Origin of the sequence: Streptomyces sp. AHA2 (assembly GCF_036857595.1) — a bacterium.
Lineage (GTDB): Bacteria > Actinomycetota > Actinomycetes > Streptomycetales > Streptomycetaceae > Streptomyces.
The window spans coordinates 483027-503260 of record NZ_JAUQWJ010000001.1 but is presented as its reverse complement, the minus strand read 5'-3'; the positions used below and the strand labels follow the sequence as shown (position 1 = coordinate 503260).

The following is a 20234-nucleotide window of genomic DNA, read 5'->3' as shown; positions in this document are numbered from 1 at the left end:
GGCGGCGGCGCCTTCGCCCCGGCACTCACCAGCGGCCCTCGGCCGTCCCCGTGAGGGGTTGCGAGGGACGGCCGTCGGGGCCGACGGGGACGTCACCGGTGAGCATCACCCGGTGCATGATCCGCGGATGGTCCAGGTGGGCCGTGTCCCCGGGCGCCAGGTGCATCGTGGCGCGGTTGTCCCAGAACGCCACGCTGCCCGGTTCCCAGCGGAAGCGGACCGTGTACTCGGGCCGGACCGCGTGCTCCAGCAGCAACTCCAGGATGGCCGCGCTCTCGGGACGGGACAGGCCGTCGATCTGCTCGACGTAGTAGCCGTTGACGTACAGGATCCGCTCGCCCGTCTCGGGGTGGACCCGCACCAGGGGGTGCAGCGAGGCGACCTGGTGCTCCAGCAGGTGGCGGACGTAGGCGTCGTCACCGGGCCGGGGCTGGTAGCCGACGCCGAGCCGGTGCTCGGCCCGCAGCCGGTCGGCGAACTCGCGCAGCGGCGCGGAGAGTCCGGCGTACGCCGCCGCCAGGTTCGCCCAGGTGGTGTCGCCGCCGTAGGGCGGGACGGTCTCCGCCCGCAGGATCGTCGCGGCGGGCGGGTCGATGCGGGCGCCGTGGTCGCAGTGCCAGCCGCGCAGCAGCGTGTGGCGCCGTCGCCGCAGCCACTCGTCGTGCTCCATGCCGTACCGCCCGCCCAGTTCCAGCCGGTCGGCGGTCGTCTCGATCTCGGGGACGTCCGGTGGCGAGGCCTTGCCGCGCCGCGGCAGCACCACCGGCTCACCGAACCGCCGTGCGAAGGCCACGTGCCCGGCGTGGTCGAGGCGCTGCCCGCGGAAGAACACCACCTTCCAGCGCAGCAGCGCCGCCCTGATCGCGGCGACCACCGCGTCGTCCGGATCGGCGGCCAGGTCCACTCCGCCGATCTCGGCCCCGATGTGGCCGGCGACCGGCCTCACCTCGATCCCGGCCTCCCTCGCCGCCTGGTCCGCCGTCCGGCTGTCCGTCGTCATGAGCGCTCCGCTGGTCGTGGGCGTGGTCCTTCCTTCCCGAAGATCGTGACAGCGATCCGGGCGCAGGGCGACCATGCCTCGTGAGCACGCCCGTCCCCCGGGTTCCGGCCCCCGGGTTGATCACCGCGCACCCCGTCCGCGACGCTGGAAGGACGACGCAGTCAACGGGAAGGTCCGACGGTGATCAGCATCCCGACGCACACGCTCGACGACGGCACGGCGCTGCCCGCGGTGGGCCTGGGCACCTGGCCGCTCGGCGACGACGAGGCCCAGGCCGCGGTGGTCTCGGCCCTGGAGGCGGGCTACCGCCTGATCGACACGGCGACGAACTACCGCAACGAGACGGGGGTGGGCCGGGCCGTGGCGTCCGGGGTGGTGCCGCGCGAGGAGATCGTCGTGACGACGAAGCTCCCGGGGCGCCACCACGGCTACGAGGAGACCCTCGCCTCCTTCGAGGAGTCCCGGACCCGTCTCGGCCTGGAGTACGTCGACCTGTACCTGATCCACTGGCCGCTGCCGCGCCAGGACCGGTACGTCGACTCCTGGAAGGCGATGGTCGAGCTGCGCGACGAGGGGCTCGTGCGGTCGATCGGCGTCTCGAACTTCACGCCCGCGCACATCGAGCGGCTGGAGCAGGAGACGGGCGTCCTGCCCTCGGTGAACCAGATCGAGCTGCACCCGTTCCTGCCGCAGGACGAACTGCGCGCCTTCCACGCGGCACGGAACATCGTCACGGAGAGCTGGAGCCCGCTCGGCCGCGGGACGTCCCTGCTGCAGGACCCGGCCCTGGCCCGGATCGCCGGGGCGCACGGGGTGACGCCCGGGCAGGTGGTGCTGCGCTGGCACGTCCAGCTGGGCGCGGTGCCCATACCGAAGTCCGCGAACCCCGAGCGGCAGCGCGCCAACCTGGACGTGTTCGGCTTCGAGCTGAGTGCGGACGAGATGGCCGCCGTCGCCGACCGGGCGCACCGGCGGGTCGGCGGGGACCCCGAGGTGCACGAGGAGTTCTGACGGTGCCGTGGCGGGCCGGGCAGGAGGGGGCCGCACGTGGCCGGCCGCCCCACCGTCCGGCCGCTCCGGTCGGTCGGGGATGTGCTGCACGGTCCAGTGCTTCCGCTTGGTCTTCGGCATGGTGTGTCCGGGGTGGCCGACGGGGGTGGTGGCGTGCGACCGGTTCGCTGTCGGAGACCAGGACGTGCTCGACCTCGGTGGGGCCGCTGCGGCGGGCCGCCCACGCGGCTTGTCACAGATCCTCGCTCATGACCACCATGGCCGGATCGGGCTGTCATCCCCAGCCGGCGTAGACGATGACGTTCTCACCGTTCTGCCTGGCTCCGACGCACACGTCCCGCCAGTCGAGCAGCCAGCCGCTGGACCGGCACTTCTCCTGCTGGAGACCCAGTTCGCGGATGATCTCCGGGCCGCCCAGGCCGTTCTCGCTGATGACTGTCGCGGCGCGCCAGCAGCCGCCGGAACCGCAGCTCGTGCCTTCCTCGATCATGGTGATGCCTGGCGGCAATGAGGGGAGGGCCTTGGACGGCGGGGCATCCGAGCCTTCGCCGATCATCAGCGCGTACAGGAGACCGACCACGAGGGTGAGGGCGAACTGCACCCCCAGGAAGCCGATCGCTCCGTTGCGGCGGGAGACCCATTGCGGGGGAGGAAGGTTCCCGTGCCGTCCTTCCAATCCCGCGCCGCACGCGATGAGCAGGGGCGCGAGGGCTGTGAACACGAGATGGGCGTCGGGTCCGGGGGCGTCGATCCAGCCCTGCTGGACACTGATCAGCAGACTGGCACCGGCGAGCAGCGCGCCGCCGACCGCGAAGCCGACGGGGCGGGTACGGGCGATCGTCATCCAGACGACGGCGGGTGCGACGGCGAAGAGTGATCCCAGGAGGCTCAGCATGTGCGAGGGGACGTGCGACCCCGAGCGCCCGGTTCCACCCCGCCGGGGCTCACCTCAGGCACGCAGGTCGTACACGAATCCTTCCCGGAGATCCACGCCGGCTGGCTGGAGCTGCTGAGCGCCGGCCACGCGGAACAGGGCGCGTGGGCGATCGTGCGGCGGGCCGTCCGCGACCGTCCGGAGTCCGAGGGCCACGCGCCGGCCTCGGCCGCGACCAAGGACCGGCTGGAGAAGATGGTGATGTCAAGGCGTAGCGGGGAGGCTAGCGAGGTGCCGCGAGTACGTCCCGGAGTACGTTCTCGAGCGTGACGCGGGCCAGCTCCTGCCTCAGGGTCTCCTCGATGTCCGCGTAGATGCTCTGCATCGCCGGCTGGATGCCGTAACCCACCACGCATCCCTGGTCCGGGGTGGCGCGGTGCATCGCGAACAGCGGACCGGGTTCCACTGCCTCGTACACGTCGAGCAGGGTCATCGACTCCAGCTCGCGCGCCAGCGACCAGCCCGCGCCCACACCTCGCCGGGACTCCACGAGTCCGGCCCTGCGCAGCTCGCCGAGCAGCCGCCGGATCACCACGGGGTTGGTGTTCGCGCTGGTCGCGATCTGCTCGGAAGTGGCGACCTCGTGGCCCTGGCGCTGATAGAGACCGATCCAGGCCAGCGCGTGGGCGGCAATGGTCAACCTGCTGTTGGCACTCACGGAGCCCTCCTCTCGGCCGCAACGCTTCATGTTACGACGGTGCGGTCGTAACAGTGAAAGTTGCAACAGCATGTCGTAACAATTAATGTTGCGACTGCCGGAAGGGTCAATCAACGAGAGTGAGAAGAATGAGCAAGCCACTCACGGGCAAGGTCGCCTTGGTCACCGGGGGGTCGCGCGGACTGGGAGCCGCGACCGTACGGCTGCTGGCCGAGCAGGGCGCCGACGTCGCCTTCACCTACGTCAGCTCCGAGGAGCAGGCGCAGGCCGTGGTCGACGAGGTGCAGGGCAAGGGAGCGAAGGCCGTCGCCTTCCAGTCCGACCAGGCGGACACGAGCCGGGCGCCGGCTCTGATCGACGACGTGGTCGCGCACTTCGGCGGCCTGGACATTCTCGTCAACAACGCGGCGATCTCCGTGGCCGGCACGGTGGACGACCCGGACGCCGACACCGCCGCACTGGACCGGATGCACGCCACCAACTACCTCGGCGTGATCGCCGTCATCCGGGCCGCCGCCCGAGTGCTGCGCGAGGGCGGTCGCATCATCACGGTGAGTTCCGGACTGGGCTCCCGGGTCGGCGCTCCCGGCCTCGCCGACTACGCGGCGACCAAGTCCGGGATCGAGAGGTACACCATGGGCGCCGCACGCGACCTCGGACCCCGGAACATCACGGCCAACGTCGTGGAGGCCGGACTGATGGAGGGCGGCATGCAACCGCCGGACCCCGAGACCCTCAATGCCCTGGTGAGTTCGCTGTCTCTGCAACGCATGGGACACCCCGACGAAATCGCCGCTGCGATCGCCTTCCTGGCGAGCCCCGCCGCGTCGTACGTCACGGGCGCAGTGCTGGACGCCCACGGCGGCTACAACGCCTGAACCCGAACCCCTGCCGCGCGCCCCGAGGGACATCACGCCTTCGGGGCGCGCACGGCCGACGACCCGCGACGAGGCGTACGACTCGAAGGCTGTGCGCGTGAGCTGCGACCCCGCTGCATCCAGGCGCTGATCTGCCGCACTGCCGCTCGGTCACCACGTCCCCGTTCTTGAGACCGAGCGCGGCCAGGCCCCGGCCCTTCGACACACCGGCTGGGACACGGGCTTCGTCCTCGGTGGCGCGCAGCGGCGTGCCCGCCAGGCGGTGGCCGGCAGGCGCGGCCCCGCAGTGACGACATCCCCGGGTCTGCCGGGACAAGCCGGACCACTGCGGCCCTGATGCGGTCGTCGAGGCGTACGTCCTCTCCCCGACGACCGCACGACAGCACAGACCGCCGGGGCTCAGCGGACCTCGGTGACCCGGTGCTCCTTACGTGCGCCACAGTTGGAGTTGTGCACCTGCACGTGCACGTTGCTGATGCCGCCGCCCCAGTCGACGCAGTGGCCCTTGCCGTACACGTAGGCCGGTCCCGCGTACGACGTGTACCGGCCGTAGTCCTCGCCTCGCTCCGAGGTGTCGGGAACCTCGATCCACAGGGCCATGTCCACGGCAGCGCCCGGACTGTTGCGGATGGTCACGACGCAGTTCTCGCCGTTCGAGGCGTTGTACGTCAGGTAGACGGTACCCAGCGAGCCGATGGCGGCCGAGTTCACGGTTCTGTAGGCGCTGCCGCACACCTTCTGCGGCGTCGTGTTGGGTACGGCGGAGGCGGGCGCCGCCAGCGCGGTCGTGGTCCCCAGGGCCAGAGCGGTCAATGCAGCGGCACTCAGGGCAGAACGAGCGAATCTCATGTTTCCCCCTTGTGGTCATTGGAGTTGGTCACTCCTGCAAGGTGTGACATGCAGGACCGTGGAACGGTTGTGCCTTGTCTGGGAAAAATGTGACCGCGCCGCCTTACCACCCCGCCCGCCGGTGAGCGCACGACCATCGGCGGGAGCAAGCGGGGACGCCGCACCCGCTCGGCGAGCGGCTCCTGCGACGGGGGGTGACGGGTGACCGTCCCGGCAGACGGCACCGACACCCACACCGGCCCGGTCGTCCCGGTCATTGCTTGTCGGGCAGATCCTGTTCGCCGGCTTCTACTTCCCCGGCCCTCCGTCTCCCTCCTTGGCGTTGTGGCTTCGCCACTTACTGATCAGCACCACAATGACGGTGATGACGACGACCATGATGACGCCGGTGGGCCAGAAGTTGCTGCCGTCTTCTGCGGCTAGATGCAGGTTCTCCACGTTCTCACCCTTCTTGTTTGCAGACGACGAGGGCTGTCCCGTAAGGATCCCGCACTGCGAATCACCGGCGAACTGGGCGCCGGGACGTCGCGCACGTCCAAAGGGATAAGGCGATTCGGCAGTTCAGGTCACAGGCAACGGGCATCTTCAGCGCAGTCGGCGGCGGGGTAGGCATGGCTTCGAAGGCCGCGAACGTCACTTGAAAGACGGCCACAGCCATCGACCGGGGTTACGTGGCAGGAGGGCTATGTCGGCGGTGCCGCGATCGGTGGTGGGACTGAAGCCAAGGGCTGTACCGAAAGGCCGATCCGCGGGTTGACGTGGTGCAGGAGCCCGGGACCTTGGTGGTGGGGGCGGTCACGTCGGCCTGATCCCGTTCGCTCTGCTCGCCGTCCACGCAGGCGAAGGGGCGGCCGTCCGCGTAGTCCACCAGCGGCCCGGTTGTCCAGTGGACTCCGTCAGGGCGTGTTGGGGCAGGACGTCGCCGAAGTCCACGAAGGGAAGTTCCGGAAGGCCGGGGACCGGGGCGATCCACCGGTTGGCGTCGTCCATCCATGTGGTGGCCCAGCACAACTGAAACCGCGCTGAAGCAGGAGAACCGCCGTCCCGGGCCGGGTCGGCGTCGGGCTCAGAACAGCGGCGTGAGGGACTGCTCGCACCAGATGGTCTTGCCCCGGCTGGTCTGCCGGCTGCCCCAGCGCTGGGTGAGCTGGGCGACCAGCAGCAGCCCCCGCCCGCCTTCGTCGTCCTGGTGCGCCCGCCGCAGGTGCGGGGAGGTGGAACTGCCGTCGGAGACCTCGCAGATGAGGGTACGGTCGCGGATCAGCCGGAGCTGCACCGGCGGGGCCCCGTAGCGGATGGCGTTGGTGACCAGCTCGCTGACGACGAGTTCGGTGACGAAGGCCGTCTCGTCCAGGCCCCACGCGGTGAGCAGGTCGGTGGCGGCCTGGCGGATGACGGCCACCTGCGCGGGGTCCGGGGTGATGTCCCAGGTGGCGACCTGGTCGGCGCCCAGCGCCCGGGTGCGGGCCAGCAGCAGGGCCACGTCGTCGGAGGGCTCCTCCGGCAGGACGGCCTTCAGCACCGAGTCGCACAGGGCGTCCAGCGAGTCGGCGGGCACGGTCAGGGTGCGGCACAGCTCGTCGGTGGCGTGGTCGACGTCGCGGTCGCGGCCGTCGACGAGCCCGTCGGTGTAGAGGGCGACCAGGGAGCCTTCCGGCAGCTGGAGTTCCGTCGCCTCGAACGGCAGCCCTCCGACGCCCAGCGGGGGCCCGGCGCTCATCGGGATCAGCCGGGCGGACCCGTCGGGCAGCACCAGGGCGGGGGCGGGGTGCCCGGCGGCGGCCAGGGCGAGGCGGCGGGCGACCGGGTCGTAGACGGCGTACAGGCAGGTCGCCCCCACTTCGGCGACCTCGTCCGCGAGGTCGTCCGAGGCCAGGTGCGTGACCAGGTCGTCCAGGTGGGTCAGCAGCTCGTCCGGGGGCAGGTCCACGTCGGCCAGGGTGCGTACGGCCGTGACCAGCCGGCCCATGGTCGCCGAGGAGGGGATGCCGTGCCCGACGACGTCCCCGACGACCAGTGCGACGCGGCTGCCGGACAAGGGGATGACGTCGAACCAGTCACCGCCGATGCCGGCCGCCGAACCCGAGGGCAGATAGCGGTGGGCGGCCTCGACGGCGGCCTGGCCGGGCATCCCGCGCGGCAGGAGGCTGTGCTGGAGGGCGAGGGCGGTGCCGCGCTCCCGGGCGAAGCGCCGGGCGTTGTCCACACAGACCGCCGCCCGGCTGGCGAGCTCCTCGGCGAACACGGCGTCGTCGTCGCCGTAGTCGTCCGGCTGTGCCACGCGGACCGCCACGGCGACGCCGAGGGTGGTGCCGCGGGCGCGCAGCGGTACGGCCATCATCGAGTGGGCGCCCTTGCGGTACGGGCGTCCCCGCGGCGAACGGCTGTCGCGCTCGGCGACCCAGCGCATGAAGGCCGGTTCCCCCGCCTGGCTGACGACGGCCCGGCTCTCGCGCATGGCCCGGGCGATCGGCGAGAACGCGGGGTAGACGTCCACGTCGCCCAGGTGCACGGCCGCCTCCGGGGTGCCCTCGCTGACCGACCCGTGGGCGACGCGCCGCAGGGCGACCTCCTGGGCCGGGGCGGCCGGCGCCTCCTGCCCGCCGAGGACCCAGTCGAACAGGTCCACGCTCGCGAAGTCGGCGAACCGGGGCACGACGACGCCGACGAGTTCCTCGGCCGTGCGGACCACGTCCAGGGTGGTGCCGATGGCCGCCGCCGCCTCGTTCAGCAGGGCGAGCCGCTGCCGGGCCCAGTAGTGCTCGGTGCTGTCGAACGCGGCGAGGGCGGTGCCCACCAGGCCCCCGTCGGCGTCCCGGACCGGCCACATCTCGGTGACCCAGGCGTGCTCCCGGTTCAGCGCGGGAGCGCCGGTGTAGCTCTCGTAGCGCAGCGGCCGGCCGGTCTCCACGACGTGCCGCAGGTGGCGGTCGAACCCGCGGCTGTGTTCGGCCTCCTCCACCGTCTCAGGGAAGTGCCGGCCGAGCAGGGTCTCCTCGGACACCCCCATCACCTGGCAGGCGGCGTCGTTGAGGCGCAGATAGCGCTGGCCGGTGTCGAAGACCGACATCGCCACGGACGCCTGCTGGAAGGCGCGGCCCGCGAGGGAGGTCTCGGCGCGGCCGGGCGGCGCGGCGGTGATCACGTATCCGTCCGGTCGCCCGTCTCCGCCGGCCACGGCGCACACCCTGACCCGGACGCCGACGAGGTAGCCGTCGCGGTGGCGGATCATGACGGTGCCCGAGCGGGCGGACACCGCCTCGGGGGCGACGTCCTCGGCGAGCAGGTCCCGTACGGACCGGCCCACGACCTCGGCGGCGGGGTGTCCGGTCAGCTGCCGGGCGCCCTCGCTCCACCCCGTCACGACGCCCCGGGCGTCGATGGTCGCAGCAGCGGAGGAGTCCTCCATTCGTCCAGGATTGACCCTTTGCCGCCCCGCCTCAACCGCGGGACGGCGCACGTGTGCGAGGCGGCCGAGGGGGCGGTGTCAGGCCCGGTGGGCGCGGAGCACGGCGAGCGCCCGGTCGGCGTGGGCGTTCATGCGCAGTTCGCTGCGGACGACGTCCAGGACGGTGCGGTCCTGAGCGATGACGAACGTGGTGCGCCTGGTGGGGGCGAGGGAGAAACCGCGCTTCACGCCGAACCGCTCGCGGACCGTGCCGTCGGTGTCGGACAGCAGGGGCATGCCGAGACCGTGCCGTCCGGTGAACTCGGCCTGCCGTTCGACGCCGTCCGCGCTGACGCCGACGGGCCGTGCCCCGACGGCGGCGAACTCGGCCGCGAGGTCACGGAAGCGGCAGGCCTGGGCGGTGCAGCCGGGCGTCAGGGCGGCCGGGTAGAAGAACAGCGCGACCGGGCCCTCGGCCAGCAGCCCGGACAGGCTGCGGACGGTGCCGGTCTCGTCGGGCAGTGAGAAGTCCTCGACCGCGTCCCCCACGTCCACGCGGGGGCTCACGACCGGCCCCCGGCGTTCCGGGCGACGCCGCGCGCCCACAGCACCAGGGGCACCTGGAGCGGCAGGCGCCCGAAGGCGGCGGCCTTCTGGCGGGCGGGGCGGTGACGCCAGTCGGCGGCCATCTTGACGTTGGCGGGGAAGACACCGACGAAGAACGCCGCGGTGGCCAGTGCCGCCGTCCTGCGGGTGCGGGGCAGTGCCAGACCGGCGGCGAGCGCGAGTTCGGCGACGCCGCTGGCGTAGGTCCAGGTGCGGGGCGGGCCGGGCAGGGCGGCGGGAATGGTCGCGTCGAACGGGCGGGGGGCGGCGAAGTGGGCGATGCCCGCGGTGGCCAGCAGGCCGGCGAGCAGCAGGGGCGAGCGTTCGGACCGGGACACGGTTCCTCCTCTGATGACCTGCCGCGCGATATTACTCGACGGTAGGAACGGCATGCCGCCCGGTGTCCGCCGTGCCGTGACGGGCTCCGGGGGGTGTCACCCGGGGGACCGCCGGACGGCATCGGGGAAGGCGCTCGCGGAGGACCAGCCGGCGAGCCGAAGGGCGGGTGTCCGCGGGCTTCAGGTGGGGGCGCCGGGGCCCGCCGGGGCCGGGATTCCTCGTCGGCAGCGTGCGCGAGGAGTCGTCGACCATGCGGTGGAAGAGCGTGGCGAGCTGCCTCAGCTCCTGCGGGGACCAGTCGGCCGGCGCCGGCTGCATGGCGCGCACTCCCGCGTCGCGCACCCCGGCGACGGCCTCCCGGCCGGCGTCGGTGAGTTCGATGCGCTGGGCGCGGCGGTCGTCGGGGTCGGGGACGCGCGTGACGTACCCGGACCTTTGCAGTTGCTGCACCGTGCGCGTGACGTGCGAGGCCTCCTCGCCCAGCCGGGCGGCCGGCTCACCCGGGGCGCAGCGGTTCGGCGTCGGCGATCTGGCGCAGCAGCGCGAGGGCGGCCCGGTCCAGGGGCACGCCGGCGAGGGCCTTCAGCCGCCCGTGCCGACGGGCCCGCGTGCTCAGGTAGGTGACCCGCGTCAGCGCACACTCGATCCCGGTCACCTCCGAGGGACCGTCGGGGGGCGGTGGGGTGGGCATGAGTCCACGGCACCATAGCGTTGCGTAACTCAAGCGACTCCGGGCGGCGCCGTTCAGGGGAAAGGCGCGGGCAACGCGCGTGACCGCACCCCGGCGCGTCGACATCTCACCCGTGAGTCTGCCGCTGATCCCGCCCATGCTCGCCACCTCCGGCTCCCTGCCCCCCGCCGCGCAGGACGCGCGCTGGGCGTACGAGACCAAGCAGGACGGCCAGCGCGTGGTGGTCTATCTGCCCGGGGACGGCAGCGTGGTACTGCGCGCCCGCTCCGGCGACGACATCACGGCCGCCTACCCCGAGCTGCACCCGCTGGGCAGCGCCCTCGGCGCCACCCCCGCCGTCCTCGACGGTGAGATCCTGGCCCTGGACGCCGAGGGCCGGGCGAGCTTCCAGTTGCTGCAGTCCCGCATGGGCCTGGCACACGCACCCGCCCGGGCGGCGCGGCGGGCGGCGGAGGTCCCGGCCCACCTCGTGCTGTTCGACGTGATGCACCTGGCCGGCGAGTCCCTGCTGCGGCTGCCCTACACCCGCCGCCGTTCGGCACTGGAGGACCTCGGCCTCGCCGGACCCTCCTGGTCGACCCCGGCCGCGCTCGTCGGCCACGGTGCCGAGGCGCTGCGCGCCACCCGGGAACACGGCCTGGAGGGCCTGGTCTGCAAGCGGCTGGACTCGGTGTACGAGCCGGGCGTGCGCTCGCGTGCGTGGATCAAGATCCGCAACATGCGCACCGAGGACGTCCTGGTGGGGGGCTGGCAGCCCGGCAAGGGCCGGCTCACCGGGCTGCCCGGCGCGGTGCTCGTGGGGCAGCGCGCGGGCGGACGGCTGCGCTACGTCGGCAGTGTGGGCACCGGCTGGAGCGAGGCCGAGCGCAGGGAGCTGGCCGGACTGCTGGCGGCCGCCGCCACCGGCACCTGCCCCTTCGACCCGGCCCCCCGGGCGCCGGGCGCGCACTGGGTCGTGCCCCGGCTGGTCGGAGAGGTCCGCTACAGCACCCGGACCCGGGAGGGGCTGCTGCGCCAGCCGTCCTGGCTGCGGCTGCGTCCGGACCTCGCCCCCGAGGAATCGGCCGCCGACATCCCGGACGACCCGGCCTGAACCGGCGTCCGGACGCCGACTGTTGACCTGCCCTTCACCCTCGGGATCCTCCACCCCTCTTGGCATGCACGCGTTCAACCAGGAAGCTGAACTCCCCTTCCCTCCACAGCCGTTGGGCTGCGCCCGGATCCCGAGGAGGACGCAGTGTCGTCACGCCCGTACACCCGCCGCAGGAGATGGCTCACCGGGGCGGCCGGTGCCGCCGCCCTCGTGCTCGCCCTCCCCGGGACCGCCTTCGCCGCCCCGCCGCCCGCTCTGCCGGCCGCCGCCGAGCCGCTGGAGCGGACGTACCAGCCGGCGTACGACTACGACACCGACGGCTGCTACTCCTCGGCCGCGATCGGCCCCGACGGCAGCGTGAACAGCGGGCTCAAGCCGACCGGGGCGCTCAACGGCGACTGCCGCGACGCCTCCGACCTCGGCAACACCAACGGCTACGCGCGCTCCAAGTGCAACAACGGCTGGTGCGCCGTCCTGTACGCCCTCTACTTCGAGAAGGACCAGGCCCTGCCCGGCGTCGGCCTCGGAGGTCACCGGCACGACTTCGAGCACGTCGCGGTGTTCGTGCAGGACGACCAGGTCGAGTACGTCTCGACGTCCGCCCACGGCGAGTTCGACGTGCACGCTGCCTCGCAGGTCCGCTTCGACGGCACGCATCCCAAGATCGTCTACCACAAGGACGGGATCGGCACCCACTGCTTCCGCCTCGCCGGTTCGGGCGACGAACCGCCGGAGAACCACAGGGGGACCTGGCAGTACCCGCCCCTGGTCGGCTGGAACGGCTACCCGGCCGGGGTGCGCGACAAGCTGTCCTCGCACGACTTCGGCAGCGCCCACTTCGGCCTGAAGGACGGCAGTTTCGAGAGCCACCTGGCCAAGGCGAAGCCCTCGGGCATCCCCTTCGACCCCTACGCGTGACCCGGCCGGTCCGGCCGGCGGCCCGCGCCTGCGGCCGGACCGTCCCGGCCGGCGGGGGAACGGACGGCCGGGCTTCCCGAACTGACGTGCGCCGCCCGGCAGTCGGGGGAGGTACGCGACCTCCGCTCCACCGGGAGGGTCTATCGTGTGGCGCATGTCCGTGCCCGAACTGATCCGCATCGTCTCCCGCGACTCCCCCATGGCACTGGCCCAGGTGGAGCGTGTCCGGCGAGAACTGGCCGCCGCCCACCCGTCGGTGCGCACCGAGGTCGTCCCGGTGAAGACCACCGGGGACAAGTGGCTGGGCGACCTGTCCCAGGTGGAGGGCAAGGGCGCCTTCACCAAGGAGGTCGACGCGGCGCTGCTGGCCGGGGAGGCCGACCTCGCGGTGCACTGCGTGAAGGACGTGCCCGCCGACCGTCCGCTCCCGGCGGGCACGGTGTTCGCCGCGTTCCTCAAGCGGGACGACATCCGCGACGCGCTGATCCACCCGGGCGGTCTCACCCTGGACGAACTTCCCGCGGGCACGCGCGTCGGCACCTCCTCGGTGCGCCGGGTCGCGCAACTGGCGGCCACGCACCCCCACCTGGAGTGCGTGCCCTTCCGCGGCAACGCCAACCGGCGGCTGGCGAAGCTGGCGGCCGGCGAGGCCGACGCCCTGCTGCTCGCGGCCGCCGGTCTGGAGCGCATCGGCCGGACGGACGTGATCACCGAGATCCTCTCGACCGAGACGATGATGCCCCCCATCGGCGCGGGTGTCCTGGCCCTGCAGTGCCGCGAGGACGACGCCGAACTGATCGACGCGGTGAGCGGTCTCGGCGACCCGGACACCTACCGGGAGACGACCGCCGAGCGCATGTTCCTGCACGTGCTGCAGGGGCACTGCAACAGCCCCATCGCCGGGTTCGCGCGAGTCGACCGCAGCGGCGAACTCTCCCTGCGCGCCTGCGTGTTCACCCCGGACGGCAAGACACGGCTGAACGCGCACGAGTGGGCGGGCCGACTCGACCCGGCCACGCTCGGCACCTCGGTCGCCGTGGCGCTGCTGCGCCAGGGGGCCCGCGAGATCATCGACGGCATCCCGCACTGACCGCGGCGGCTCCCTGACGCCGGATCAGGCGGTGCCCTCCTCCGCCTGGTCCCGCAGGAAGACGCTCACCTGGTGGGCCAGGCTGTCGCGCACCTGGCCCTGCGGGGCCCCGGAGGAGATCTCGTGCACCCCGATGCCGCCCGACCACAGGCGGCGGCTCGTCCACTCCTCCTCGACGCGCAACTGCACCTGCACGTCCACCAGGCCAAGGGACTCCTCGGCCCCGGCCGCGTACAGCACGGCCGTGACCCGGCGCAGGGGGTAGACGTCGAAGCCCTCGATGAACTGGGAGTTGCGCCAGTCGATGAAGGCGCTCTCGCCGTCCGGGCCGATGCGCACGTCGATCTGGCCGTCCTCCAGGTGGATGCCGAGGTGCCGGCTGCCGCGGTTCTCGACCGTCACGCGCAGGCGGAAGTAGGTGAGCCCGTCGGCGGCGTCGTCCCTGCCCCGGGGCGGTTCGGCCGGTTCCAGACCGTGGACGCGGACGCGCAGACCGGCATGCTCCTCGTACTCCTGCCAGTCCCCGACCACGTTCGGCTCGTACACGCTGCACCCTCTCGACCTCTGGAAGCTGCTTCCTATCTGTGGCCCGAGCGCACTGTCAAATGAGCAGAATGCGCTGTGGCCAGGCAGTTCACCCCCTCTGACCGATGATCAAGCCGTGCCCAGCGGTTATCCGCGAGCGGCGCGAGGAAGCGCTTTCCCGCGCGTGCCGCACATCACTTCCACGAGTGAAGATCAACGGGCCGGGCGACCCGGTGGGGCCGGGGCGGCCGGGCGCCGCCGCGGCGGCGGCGAGCGGCGCCATGAAATCGGCCACCGGGCCGGCCGGCGGCACCGCGACGCCGCTCGGGCGGCACGGTGACGCGGCTCCGGCGACACGGTGACGCGGCCCGGCCGACACGGTGACGCGCTCCGGCGGCGAACGGCAAAGACTTCACAGCGGCAGGGCCGGAATGCCCCGAATGTCGTATCGTCGGAATTGCTTCGTTGTCACTGCCCGGCCGCGGGCGGTGAAGTGCTTCGGACAGGAGGCACGTCCGCGGGAGCCGGCCTGCCGGGCCCCGGGTGCTCCGTGAGGTCCGAGTCCGCGCTTCCCACGATGTCCGTTCCTTCCGGACCTGCTCAGGGAGGTGCGCACCATGCGTATCGCCGGCAGCACCCGAACGCACCCGCATGACGACGCCCCCGACACCGCCGAGGCGTTCCGGCGGCTGGCGCGACTGCCCGAGGGGCCCGAGCGCAAGGCCCTGCGCGACGAGCTGGTCGAGGCGTGGCTGCCCATGGCCGAGCGGATCGCCGTCCGCTTCCGTGGCCGCGGCGAGGCCCTGGAGGACCTCTACCAGGTCGCCGCCCTGGGCCTGGTCAAGGCCGTCGACCACTACGACCCGGCCCGCGGCAACGCCTTCGAGGCCTACGCGGTGCCCACGGTCACCGGCGAGATCAAGCGCCACTTCCGCGATCACATGTGGACGCTGCACGTGCCCCGGCGGGTCCAGGACCTGCGCAACCGCGTGCGGCACGCCGTCAAGGAGCTGTCCCAGAGCACCTCGGGCCGCTCCCCCACCCTGGCCGAGATCGCGGAGTACGCCCAGCTCACGGAGGGTGAGGTGCGGACCGGGATGGAGGCGCTGGAGTGCTTCTCCGCCCTGTCGCTGGAGGCGGAGATGCCCGGCACCGACGGCTACGCCCTCGGGGACGCGATCGGCGGGCCCGACCCGGCCTTCGACATCGTGGTCGACCGCGTGGCCGTCCGGCCCTGCCTGGAGGCCCTGCCCGAGCGGGAGCGGGTCATCCTGTACCTGCGGTTCTTCAAGGGCATGACGCAGAGCCGCATCGCGGAGCAGCTCGGCATCTCCCAGATGCACGTCTCACGGCTGCTCAGCAGCTGCTTCGCCCACCTGCGCGAGGAACTGCTGTCCGAAGCCAGGTGAACGGGGACCCGGGACCACGCCGCTGGCGCGGATCACCGCTCCGGCGGCGTGCCGGGCAGCTGGACCGGTCCCGTGCGGTCCAGGGCGTCCTCCAGCGCGGCCCGGATCTCATCGGGCATCATGCCGGTCCGCCCCCACGTGAGGATCGTCTCCGCGACGTTGCGCAGCTTGGTGTTGGTGTGCTGGGAGACCTGCTTCAGCACGGCCCATCCCTGGTCGGGCGAGATCCTGCCGAGCGCCACGACCATCCCGATCGCCTGGTCCACGACGGCGTGGGAGACGACCGCCTCCTTCAGTTGCTGGACCTCCTCCTGCAACTGGAGGATCCGCTCCGAGCCCCCGTCCGTGGGCATGGTCACCTCCGGGTCCGGTGCGCCGCTGTCCGGATGGCCGGACAGGATGCTTGAGTGCCTTGACGCAGTGTCCGACCCGTCCATCGTCGCCACCCGGCCCGCCGGGTGCCACCCGGGTGGACCAGCCGGTTCCGTTTCGGGGCGCCCCCCGGGGTACTCGGCAGGCGCCGCCCCTGGCCGCGGCCGGACACTGGTGCCCATCCACCGGTGGCTGCCGGGCCGACGAGATCAGGACACGACTGCCATGAACGACGACATGCCCACTCCCTCCGGCACGAAGGGCGTCATCTCCTCTCACTCCGTGTTCGGCGCTCCCTGCTGGGTGAGTCTGACCAGCCGCGACGTGGAGGCGACCGAGAAGTTCTACGGGGCGGTGCTGGGCTGGCGGTGGCGGCCGGCCAGGCTGGGCGACCGGTTCCGGATCGCCCTGGCGGACGGGTCGCCGGTGGCCGGGATCGCGGGGGTGGCGACCATGTGGCAGATGGCCGTGGCGTGGACGCCGTACTTCGCGGTGCGCAGCGCGGACGAGGCGGCGGCGCGGGTGCAGGAGCGCATGGGCACGGTCGCGGTGGGGCCGATCTCCCTGCCGCCCGGGCGGGCCGCGCTGCTGGCGGACCGCGACGGGGCGGCCTTCGGCATCTGGGAGGGCGACCTGTTCACGGACTGGGAGACCTGGCGCAACGCGCAGCCCGCCTTCATCACCCTGCACACCCGTGACGCCTTCGACGCCGCCATCTTCTACGGCGAGGTCCTGGACTGGGCGTCGCAGAGCCCCGGGTGCTGCGAGGTCCACTACGAGGGCGGCGAGGTCGTGCTGCGCAGCCGGGGCGACGTCGTCGCCCGGATCGAGTCGGGTGCCCTGGGGGCGGCGCCGGATCCCGCGATCCGCCCTCACTGGCAGGTGCATTTCCATGTCGACGACGTGGGAGCCTGCGCCCGCGCCGCGGAGCTGCACGGCGGCAGCGTCATGTCCGAGGGCGGTGACGAGGCGGTGCTGCGCGACCACGACGGGGCGCAGTTCACGGTCACGGCGCGGCGCGGGCGCTGACCCCCGGACGCGACGCCGGCCCCGCGGGAGCAGTGCTCCCGCGGGGCCGGCGTCCTGCTGCCGCTGTCACTGCGTCCGGTCGTCGTCCTTCGCCCGGGAGGGCCGGGACAGCAGGACCAGGCTGCGCGCCCCGACGGTGAGGCCGGTGCCCGCCTTGTGCTCCGCCTCGTCCGGGGTGCCGTCCGGGTCGGCCGTGTCGATCAGGGCCGTCCAGCGCTCGCCGTAGGAGGCGTCCGGGATGCAGAAGTCGACCGGCTCCCAGTGGCTGTTGAGCAGCAGCAGGAAGGAGTCGTCCACGACCCGGCGGCCGCGCGGGTCGGGCTCGGCGATGGCGTCGCCGTTGAGGAACACCCCCACCGAGTGCGCGTCGCCGCGCTGCCAGTCGTCGTCGGTCATCTCCCGGGCGTCGGGCGCCAGCCAGACCAGGTCGGGCAGTGGCTGGTCGGCACGGGTGATCGTCTCGCCGCGGAAGAAGCGGCGCCTGCGCAGCACGGGGTGCGCGGTGCGCAGCTCGATGAGGTAGCGGGTGAAGGCGAGCAGGTCGCGCTGCTCCTCGTTCAGCCGCCAGTCGATCCAGGAGATCTCGTTGTCCTGGCAGTAGGCGTTGTTGTTGCCGCCCTGCGTGCGCCCGAGTTCGTCGCCGTGGCAGAGCATCGGGATGCCCTGGGAGAGCAGCAGGGTGGCGAGGAAGTTGCGCTGCTGGCGGATGCGCAGTTCCCGCACGGCCGGGTCGCGGCTCTCCCCCTCGGCCCCGCAGTTCCAGGACCGGTTGGTGTTCTCGCCGTCCTGGTTGTCCTCGCCGTTGTCCTCGTTGTGCTTGTCGTTGTACGACACGAGGTCGCGCAGCGTGAAACCGTCGTGCGCGGTGACGAAGTTGACGCTGGCTCGGGGCCGGCGCCTGCTGTGCTGGTACAGGTCGGACGAGCCGGTCAGCCGGGAGGCGAACTCGCCGAGGGTGTGGTCCTCGCCGCGCCAGAAGTCCCGTACGGCGTCGCGGTACATGCCGTTCCACTCCGACCACAGGGGCGGGAAGTTGCCCACCTGGTAGCCGCCCTCCCCGACGTCCCACGGCTCGGCGATCAGCTTCACGCGGCTGATCACCGGGTCCTGCTGGATGAGGTCGAAGAACGCCGACAGGCGGTCCACCTCGTGGAACTGCCGGGCCAGGGTGGCCGCCAGGTCGAAGCGGAAGCCGTCGACGTGCATCTCGGTCACCCAGTACCGCAGCGAGTCCATGATCAGCTGCAGGACGTAGGGGTGCCGCATCAGCAGGCTGTTGCCGGTGCCGGTGGTGTCGTAGTAGTGCTTCCAGTCACCGTCGACCAGGCGGTAGTAGGAGGAGTTGTCGATGCCGCGGAAGGACAGCGTCGGCCCCATCTCGTTGCCCTCGGCGGTGTGGTTGTAGACCACGTCGAGGATCACTTCGAGGCCGGCCGCGTGCAGGGTCTTCACCATCTGCTTGAACTCGGCGACCTGCCCGCCGCGGGTGCCGTGGGCGGCGTAGCCGTTGTGCGGCGCGAAGAAGCCGATGGTGTTGTAACCCCAGTAGTTCGACAGGCCCCGGTCGAGCAGCACCCCGTCGTGGACGAACTGGTGCACCGGCATCAGTTCCACGGCCGTGACCCCGAGTGAGGTCAGGTGCTCGATCACGGCCGGGTGGGCGAGGCCCGCGTAGGTGCCCCGCAGTTCCTCGGGCACCTCGGGGTGGGTCCTCGTCATGCCCTTGACGTGCGCCTCGTAGATGACCGTGTCGGCGTAGGGCCGGCCCGGCCGGGCGTCGTCGCCCCAGTCGAAGGCCGGGTCGGTCACCACGCCGAGCATGGTGTGTCCCGCGCTGTCGGCCGGGTCGGGGCCGTCGGGGTTGCGTTCGTAGAGCGAGGGGTGGTTGTCGATCTGCCCGTCCACCGCCCGGGCGTACGGGTCGAGCAGCAGCTTGGCCGGGTTGCAGCGGTGGCCGGCGTTCGGGGCCCACGGCCCGTGCACGCGGTAGCCGTAGCGCTGGCCCGGGCCGACGCCGGGCACGTAGCCGTGCCAGACGAAGCCGTCGACCTCGTTCAGCGGTACCCGGGTGTGGGTGCCGTCGTCGTCGACGAGGACCAGCTCGACGCGCTCGGCGACCTCGCTGAACAGCGCGAAGTTCGTGCCCTCCCCGTCGAAGTCGGCACCCAGCGGGTAGGGGCGCCCGCCCCAGGCGGACACCCCTTTCCGTTCCTGCCTGCGGGTCACCGGGCGTCCTCCAGGACCTCGGCCGGGATGCCGGCCGGACCGGCCAGCCTGGTGAGCGGGACCTCGCGGGGCACGTCCAGGCCCTCGCTCTCGCGCGGGGCGGGCGCGGTCGGCACCAGCGGCACGCGCTCACCGGCGCGGGCGCGCTGCGAGAACCAGATGACCTTGCTGCCGGTCTCGGTGGCGCAGCAGCCCCAGCCGTCGCTCATCGCGGCGAGGTGCTCCAGGCAGCCCTTCAGTTCCTGGTCGGGACGCAGGGCGCGGTCGTGGTCACCGATGGCGGTGATCAGGTGCTGCCCGTTCCACCACATCTCGATCGACGTGTTCTTGTCCGTGGCGTGCTCGTCGATGGCCTTGAGCAGCATCTCGGCACCGCCGCAGACGGGCTGGACGAGGTTGTCCAGGTCCCAGAACCTCAGGTGAGCGGCCAGAATGCGGCTGACCTGTCCCACCCGGTCGGGGCTGACTTCCACGTCGAGGTGGTAGTAGCAGGGCACTGCGGTCTTCATCGGTCGGCTCCTCACCGCGAAGCTCCATTCCTTCTCGTCCGCGTGTGCGGAACGAGCCCCGAACACAGAACGTGAGCGCTTATCGCTTCTGAGTCACCTTCAGCGTGAGGGTGCTGCTCCGTTCGTGCAACACGAGCGCACAGCTGAGGCTCCGGCCTGCGCAAGTGAGCAGCGGGACGCGGCCCGAACGGCCCATCCGGACGACGACTCGTTGAAGATCCAACAAGACGTTGCGTCATGCTCCGTGCACCATGTGTCACAGAACTCGATCGCCGTCACGGGTCCGCGTCGCTGTGCACGCGGCCGCCGTCCGACCGTCGGGAGACCGTGCCCCTCGAGCCCCGAAAGGTGATCGGCGCCATGCTGCTACCCGCCAAAGCCGAAGTCGCCCGGCAGTTGCGCCGTTACCGGGCCTGGGAACGCGTGATGCTCGCGGCGCCGAGCGACCTCACCGTACGGAGCACGTTCGAGGACTCCGGTTACACACTGTGCGTGATCATGGGCAAGCGCTGCGCGCGGGAGGCGGCGGACGCGGCCGAGCGGTACCTGCGCACGAACCACGTCACGTACTTGCAGGAGCAGAGCGAACGGCCGCGCCCGGCCGCGGCGGTCCGGCGCAGGCAGCCGGTGGCGGAGCGGAGATCCCCGGCGGGAAGGTGACGCCCTTCCCGCCGCAGCTGTCCCCAGGACCGGGCCCTCGGCCCGGCTT

20 protein-coding genes and 2 pseudogenes are annotated in these 20234 nt (G+C 72.2%); 8 read left to right on the top strand and 14 right to left on the bottom strand.

Annotation, left to right across the window (positions count from 1 at the left end):
- Positions 1–25 precede the first annotated feature (25 nt).
- The gene (locus Q5694_RS02400; protein WP_333930263.1) at positions 26–1000 is read right to left on the bottom strand and encodes a TauD/TfdA dioxygenase family protein; all 975 of its coding nucleotides are present in this window, start codon (positions 998–1000) and stop codon (positions 26–28) included.
- Positions 1001–1180: 180 nt separating this feature from the next.
- Between Q5694_RS02400 and Q5694_RS02395 the strand changes: the two genes are divergently transcribed.
- The gene (locus Q5694_RS02395) at positions 1181–2011 is read left to right on the top strand and encodes an aldo/keto reductase (protein WP_333930262.1); all 831 of its coding nucleotides are present in this window, start codon (positions 1181–1183) and stop codon (positions 2009–2011) included.
- Positions 2012–2285: 274 nt separating this feature from the next.
- Here Q5694_RS02395 and Q5694_RS02390 read toward each other — a convergent pair whose 3' ends face one another.
- Both Q5694_RS02390 and Q5694_RS02385 read right to left on the bottom strand, forming a co-directional pair.
- Entirely contained in the window at positions 2286–2906 is a 621-nt protein-coding gene (locus Q5694_RS02390; RefSeq protein WP_333930261.1) for a hypothetical protein, read from the bottom strand.
- A gap of 262 nt (positions 2907–3168) precedes the next feature.
- Complete coding sequence (locus Q5694_RS02385) at positions 3169–3603, bottom strand: Rrf2 family transcriptional regulator (RefSeq protein ID WP_333930260.1); 435 nt, start codon at positions 3601–3603, stop codon at positions 3169–3171.
- A gap of 128 nt (positions 3604–3731) precedes the next feature.
- Between Q5694_RS02385 and Q5694_RS02380 the strand changes: the two genes are divergently transcribed.
- Complete coding sequence (locus tag Q5694_RS02380; RefSeq protein WP_333930259.1) at positions 3732–4481, top strand: SDR family NAD(P)-dependent oxidoreductase; 750 nt, start codon at positions 3732–3734, stop codon at positions 4479–4481.
- 399 nt (positions 4482–4880) lie between these two features.
- On the opposite strand, the gene Q5694_RS02375 is transcribed toward Q5694_RS02380, so the two are convergent.
- The 7 genes and pseudogenes from Q5694_RS02375 to Q5694_RS02345 all read right to left on the bottom strand — a co-directional run.
- Positions 4881–5330: a spore-associated protein gene (locus Q5694_RS02375; RefSeq protein WP_333930258.1), complete on the bottom strand. Its 450-nt coding sequence runs from the start codon at positions 5328–5330 to the stop codon at positions 4881–4883.
- Positions 5331–5618: 288 nt separating this feature from the next.
- A complete protein-coding gene (locus tag Q5694_RS02370) occupies positions 5619–5768 on the bottom strand; it encodes a hypothetical protein (RefSeq protein WP_333930257.1) in 150 nt (49 codons plus the stop codon).
- A 245-nt stretch (positions 5769–6013) separates the two neighbouring features.
- Positions 6014–6347 (bottom strand): annotated as a pseudogene (locus Q5694_RS02365) (hypothetical protein); the annotation flags it as partial.
- A gap of 49 nt (positions 6348–6396) precedes the next feature.
- Positions 6397–8739 (bottom strand): SpoIIE family protein phosphatase, encoded by a 2343-nt coding sequence (locus tag Q5694_RS02360; RefSeq protein WP_333930256.1) that lies wholly within the window; start codon positions 8737–8739, stop codon positions 6397–6399.
- 78 nt (positions 8740–8817) lie between these two features.
- Positions 8818–9285 carry a peroxiredoxin gene (locus tag Q5694_RS02355; protein ID WP_333930255.1) on the bottom strand — a complete coding sequence of 156 codons (468 nt, stop codon included), beginning with the start codon at positions 9283–9285 and terminating at the stop codon, positions 8818–8820.
- Positions 9282–9662 carry a DoxX family protein gene (locus tag Q5694_RS02350; RefSeq protein WP_333930254.1) on the bottom strand — a complete coding sequence of 127 codons (381 nt, stop codon included), beginning with the start codon at positions 9660–9662 and terminating at the stop codon, positions 9282–9284. Before Q5694_RS02350 ends, Q5694_RS02355 begins: the two co-directional genes overlap by 4 nt.
- A gap of 194 nt (positions 9663–9856) precedes the next feature.
- Positions 9857–10354, bottom strand: a pseudogene (locus tag Q5694_RS02345) (MarR family winged helix-turn-helix transcriptional regulator); the annotation flags it as partial.
- Between the two features lie 112 nt (positions 10355–10466).
- On the opposite strand from Q5694_RS02345, the gene ligD reads away from it, so the two are divergent.
- The 3 genes from ligD (at position 10467) to hemC (ending at position 13455) form a co-directional block, all read left to right on the top strand.
- Entirely contained in the window at positions 10467–11447 is a 981-nt protein-coding gene (gene ligD, locus Q5694_RS02340) for a non-homologous end-joining DNA ligase (protein ID WP_333930564.1), read from the top strand.
- Between the two features lie 144 nt (positions 11448–11591).
- Positions 11592–12365 (top strand): NPP1 family protein, encoded by a 774-nt coding sequence (locus tag Q5694_RS02335; protein WP_333930253.1) that lies wholly within the window; start codon positions 11592–11594, stop codon positions 12363–12365.
- 154 nt (positions 12366–12519) lie between these two features.
- Positions 12520–13455 carry a hydroxymethylbilane synthase gene (gene hemC / locus Q5694_RS02330; RefSeq protein ID WP_333930252.1) on the top strand — a complete coding sequence of 312 codons (936 nt, stop codon included), beginning with the start codon at positions 12520–12522 and terminating at the stop codon, positions 13453–13455.
- 24 nt (positions 13456–13479) lie between these two features.
- On the opposite strand, the gene Q5694_RS02325 is transcribed toward hemC, so the two are convergent.
- Positions 13480–14001, bottom strand: a complete 522-nt coding sequence (locus tag Q5694_RS02325) for a hypothetical protein (RefSeq protein WP_333930251.1) — start codon at positions 13999–14001, stop codon at positions 13480–13482.
- Between the two features lie 596 nt (positions 14002–14597).
- On the opposite strand from Q5694_RS02325, the gene Q5694_RS02320 reads away from it, so the two are divergent.
- Positions 14598–15389 (top strand): RNA polymerase sigma factor SigF, encoded by a 792-nt coding sequence (locus Q5694_RS02320; RefSeq protein ID WP_333930250.1) that lies wholly within the window; start codon positions 14598–14600, stop codon positions 15387–15389.
- Positions 15390–15421: 32 nt separating this feature from the next.
- On the opposite strand, the gene Q5694_RS02315 is transcribed toward Q5694_RS02320, so the two are convergent.
- A complete protein-coding gene (locus tag Q5694_RS02315; RefSeq protein ID WP_333930249.1) occupies positions 15422–15742 on the bottom strand; it encodes an ANTAR domain-containing protein in 321 nt (106 codons plus the stop codon).
- A gap of 244 nt (positions 15743–15986) precedes the next feature.
- Between Q5694_RS02315 and Q5694_RS02310 the strand changes: the two genes are divergently transcribed.
- The gene (locus tag Q5694_RS02310; RefSeq protein ID WP_333930248.1) at positions 15987–16790 is read left to right on the top strand and encodes a VOC family protein; all 804 of its coding nucleotides are present in this window, start codon (positions 15987–15989) and stop codon (positions 16788–16790) included.
- Between the two features lie 66 nt (positions 16791–16856).
- Here the strand turns inward: Q5694_RS02310 and glgX are convergent, their stop codons facing one another.
- Together glgX and Q5694_RS02300 are read right to left on the bottom strand one after the other, a co-directional pair.
- Positions 16857–19016, bottom strand: a complete 2160-nt coding sequence (glgX, locus tag Q5694_RS02305) for a glycogen debranching protein GlgX (protein WP_333930247.1) — start codon at positions 19014–19016, stop codon at positions 16857–16859.
- The gene (locus tag Q5694_RS02300; protein ID WP_333930246.1) at positions 19013–19525 is read right to left on the bottom strand and encodes a pep a2; all 513 of its coding nucleotides are present in this window, start codon (positions 19523–19525) and stop codon (positions 19013–19015) included. Before Q5694_RS02300 ends, glgX begins: the two co-directional genes overlap by 4 nt.
- Positions 19526–19885: 360 nt before the next feature.
- Between Q5694_RS02300 and Q5694_RS02295 the strand changes: the two genes are divergently transcribed.
- A complete protein-coding gene (locus Q5694_RS02295; RefSeq protein WP_333930245.1) occupies positions 19886–20185 on the top strand; it encodes a DUF5133 domain-containing protein in 300 nt (99 codons plus the stop codon).
- The last annotated feature ends 49 nt before the right edge of the window (positions 20186–20234 follow it).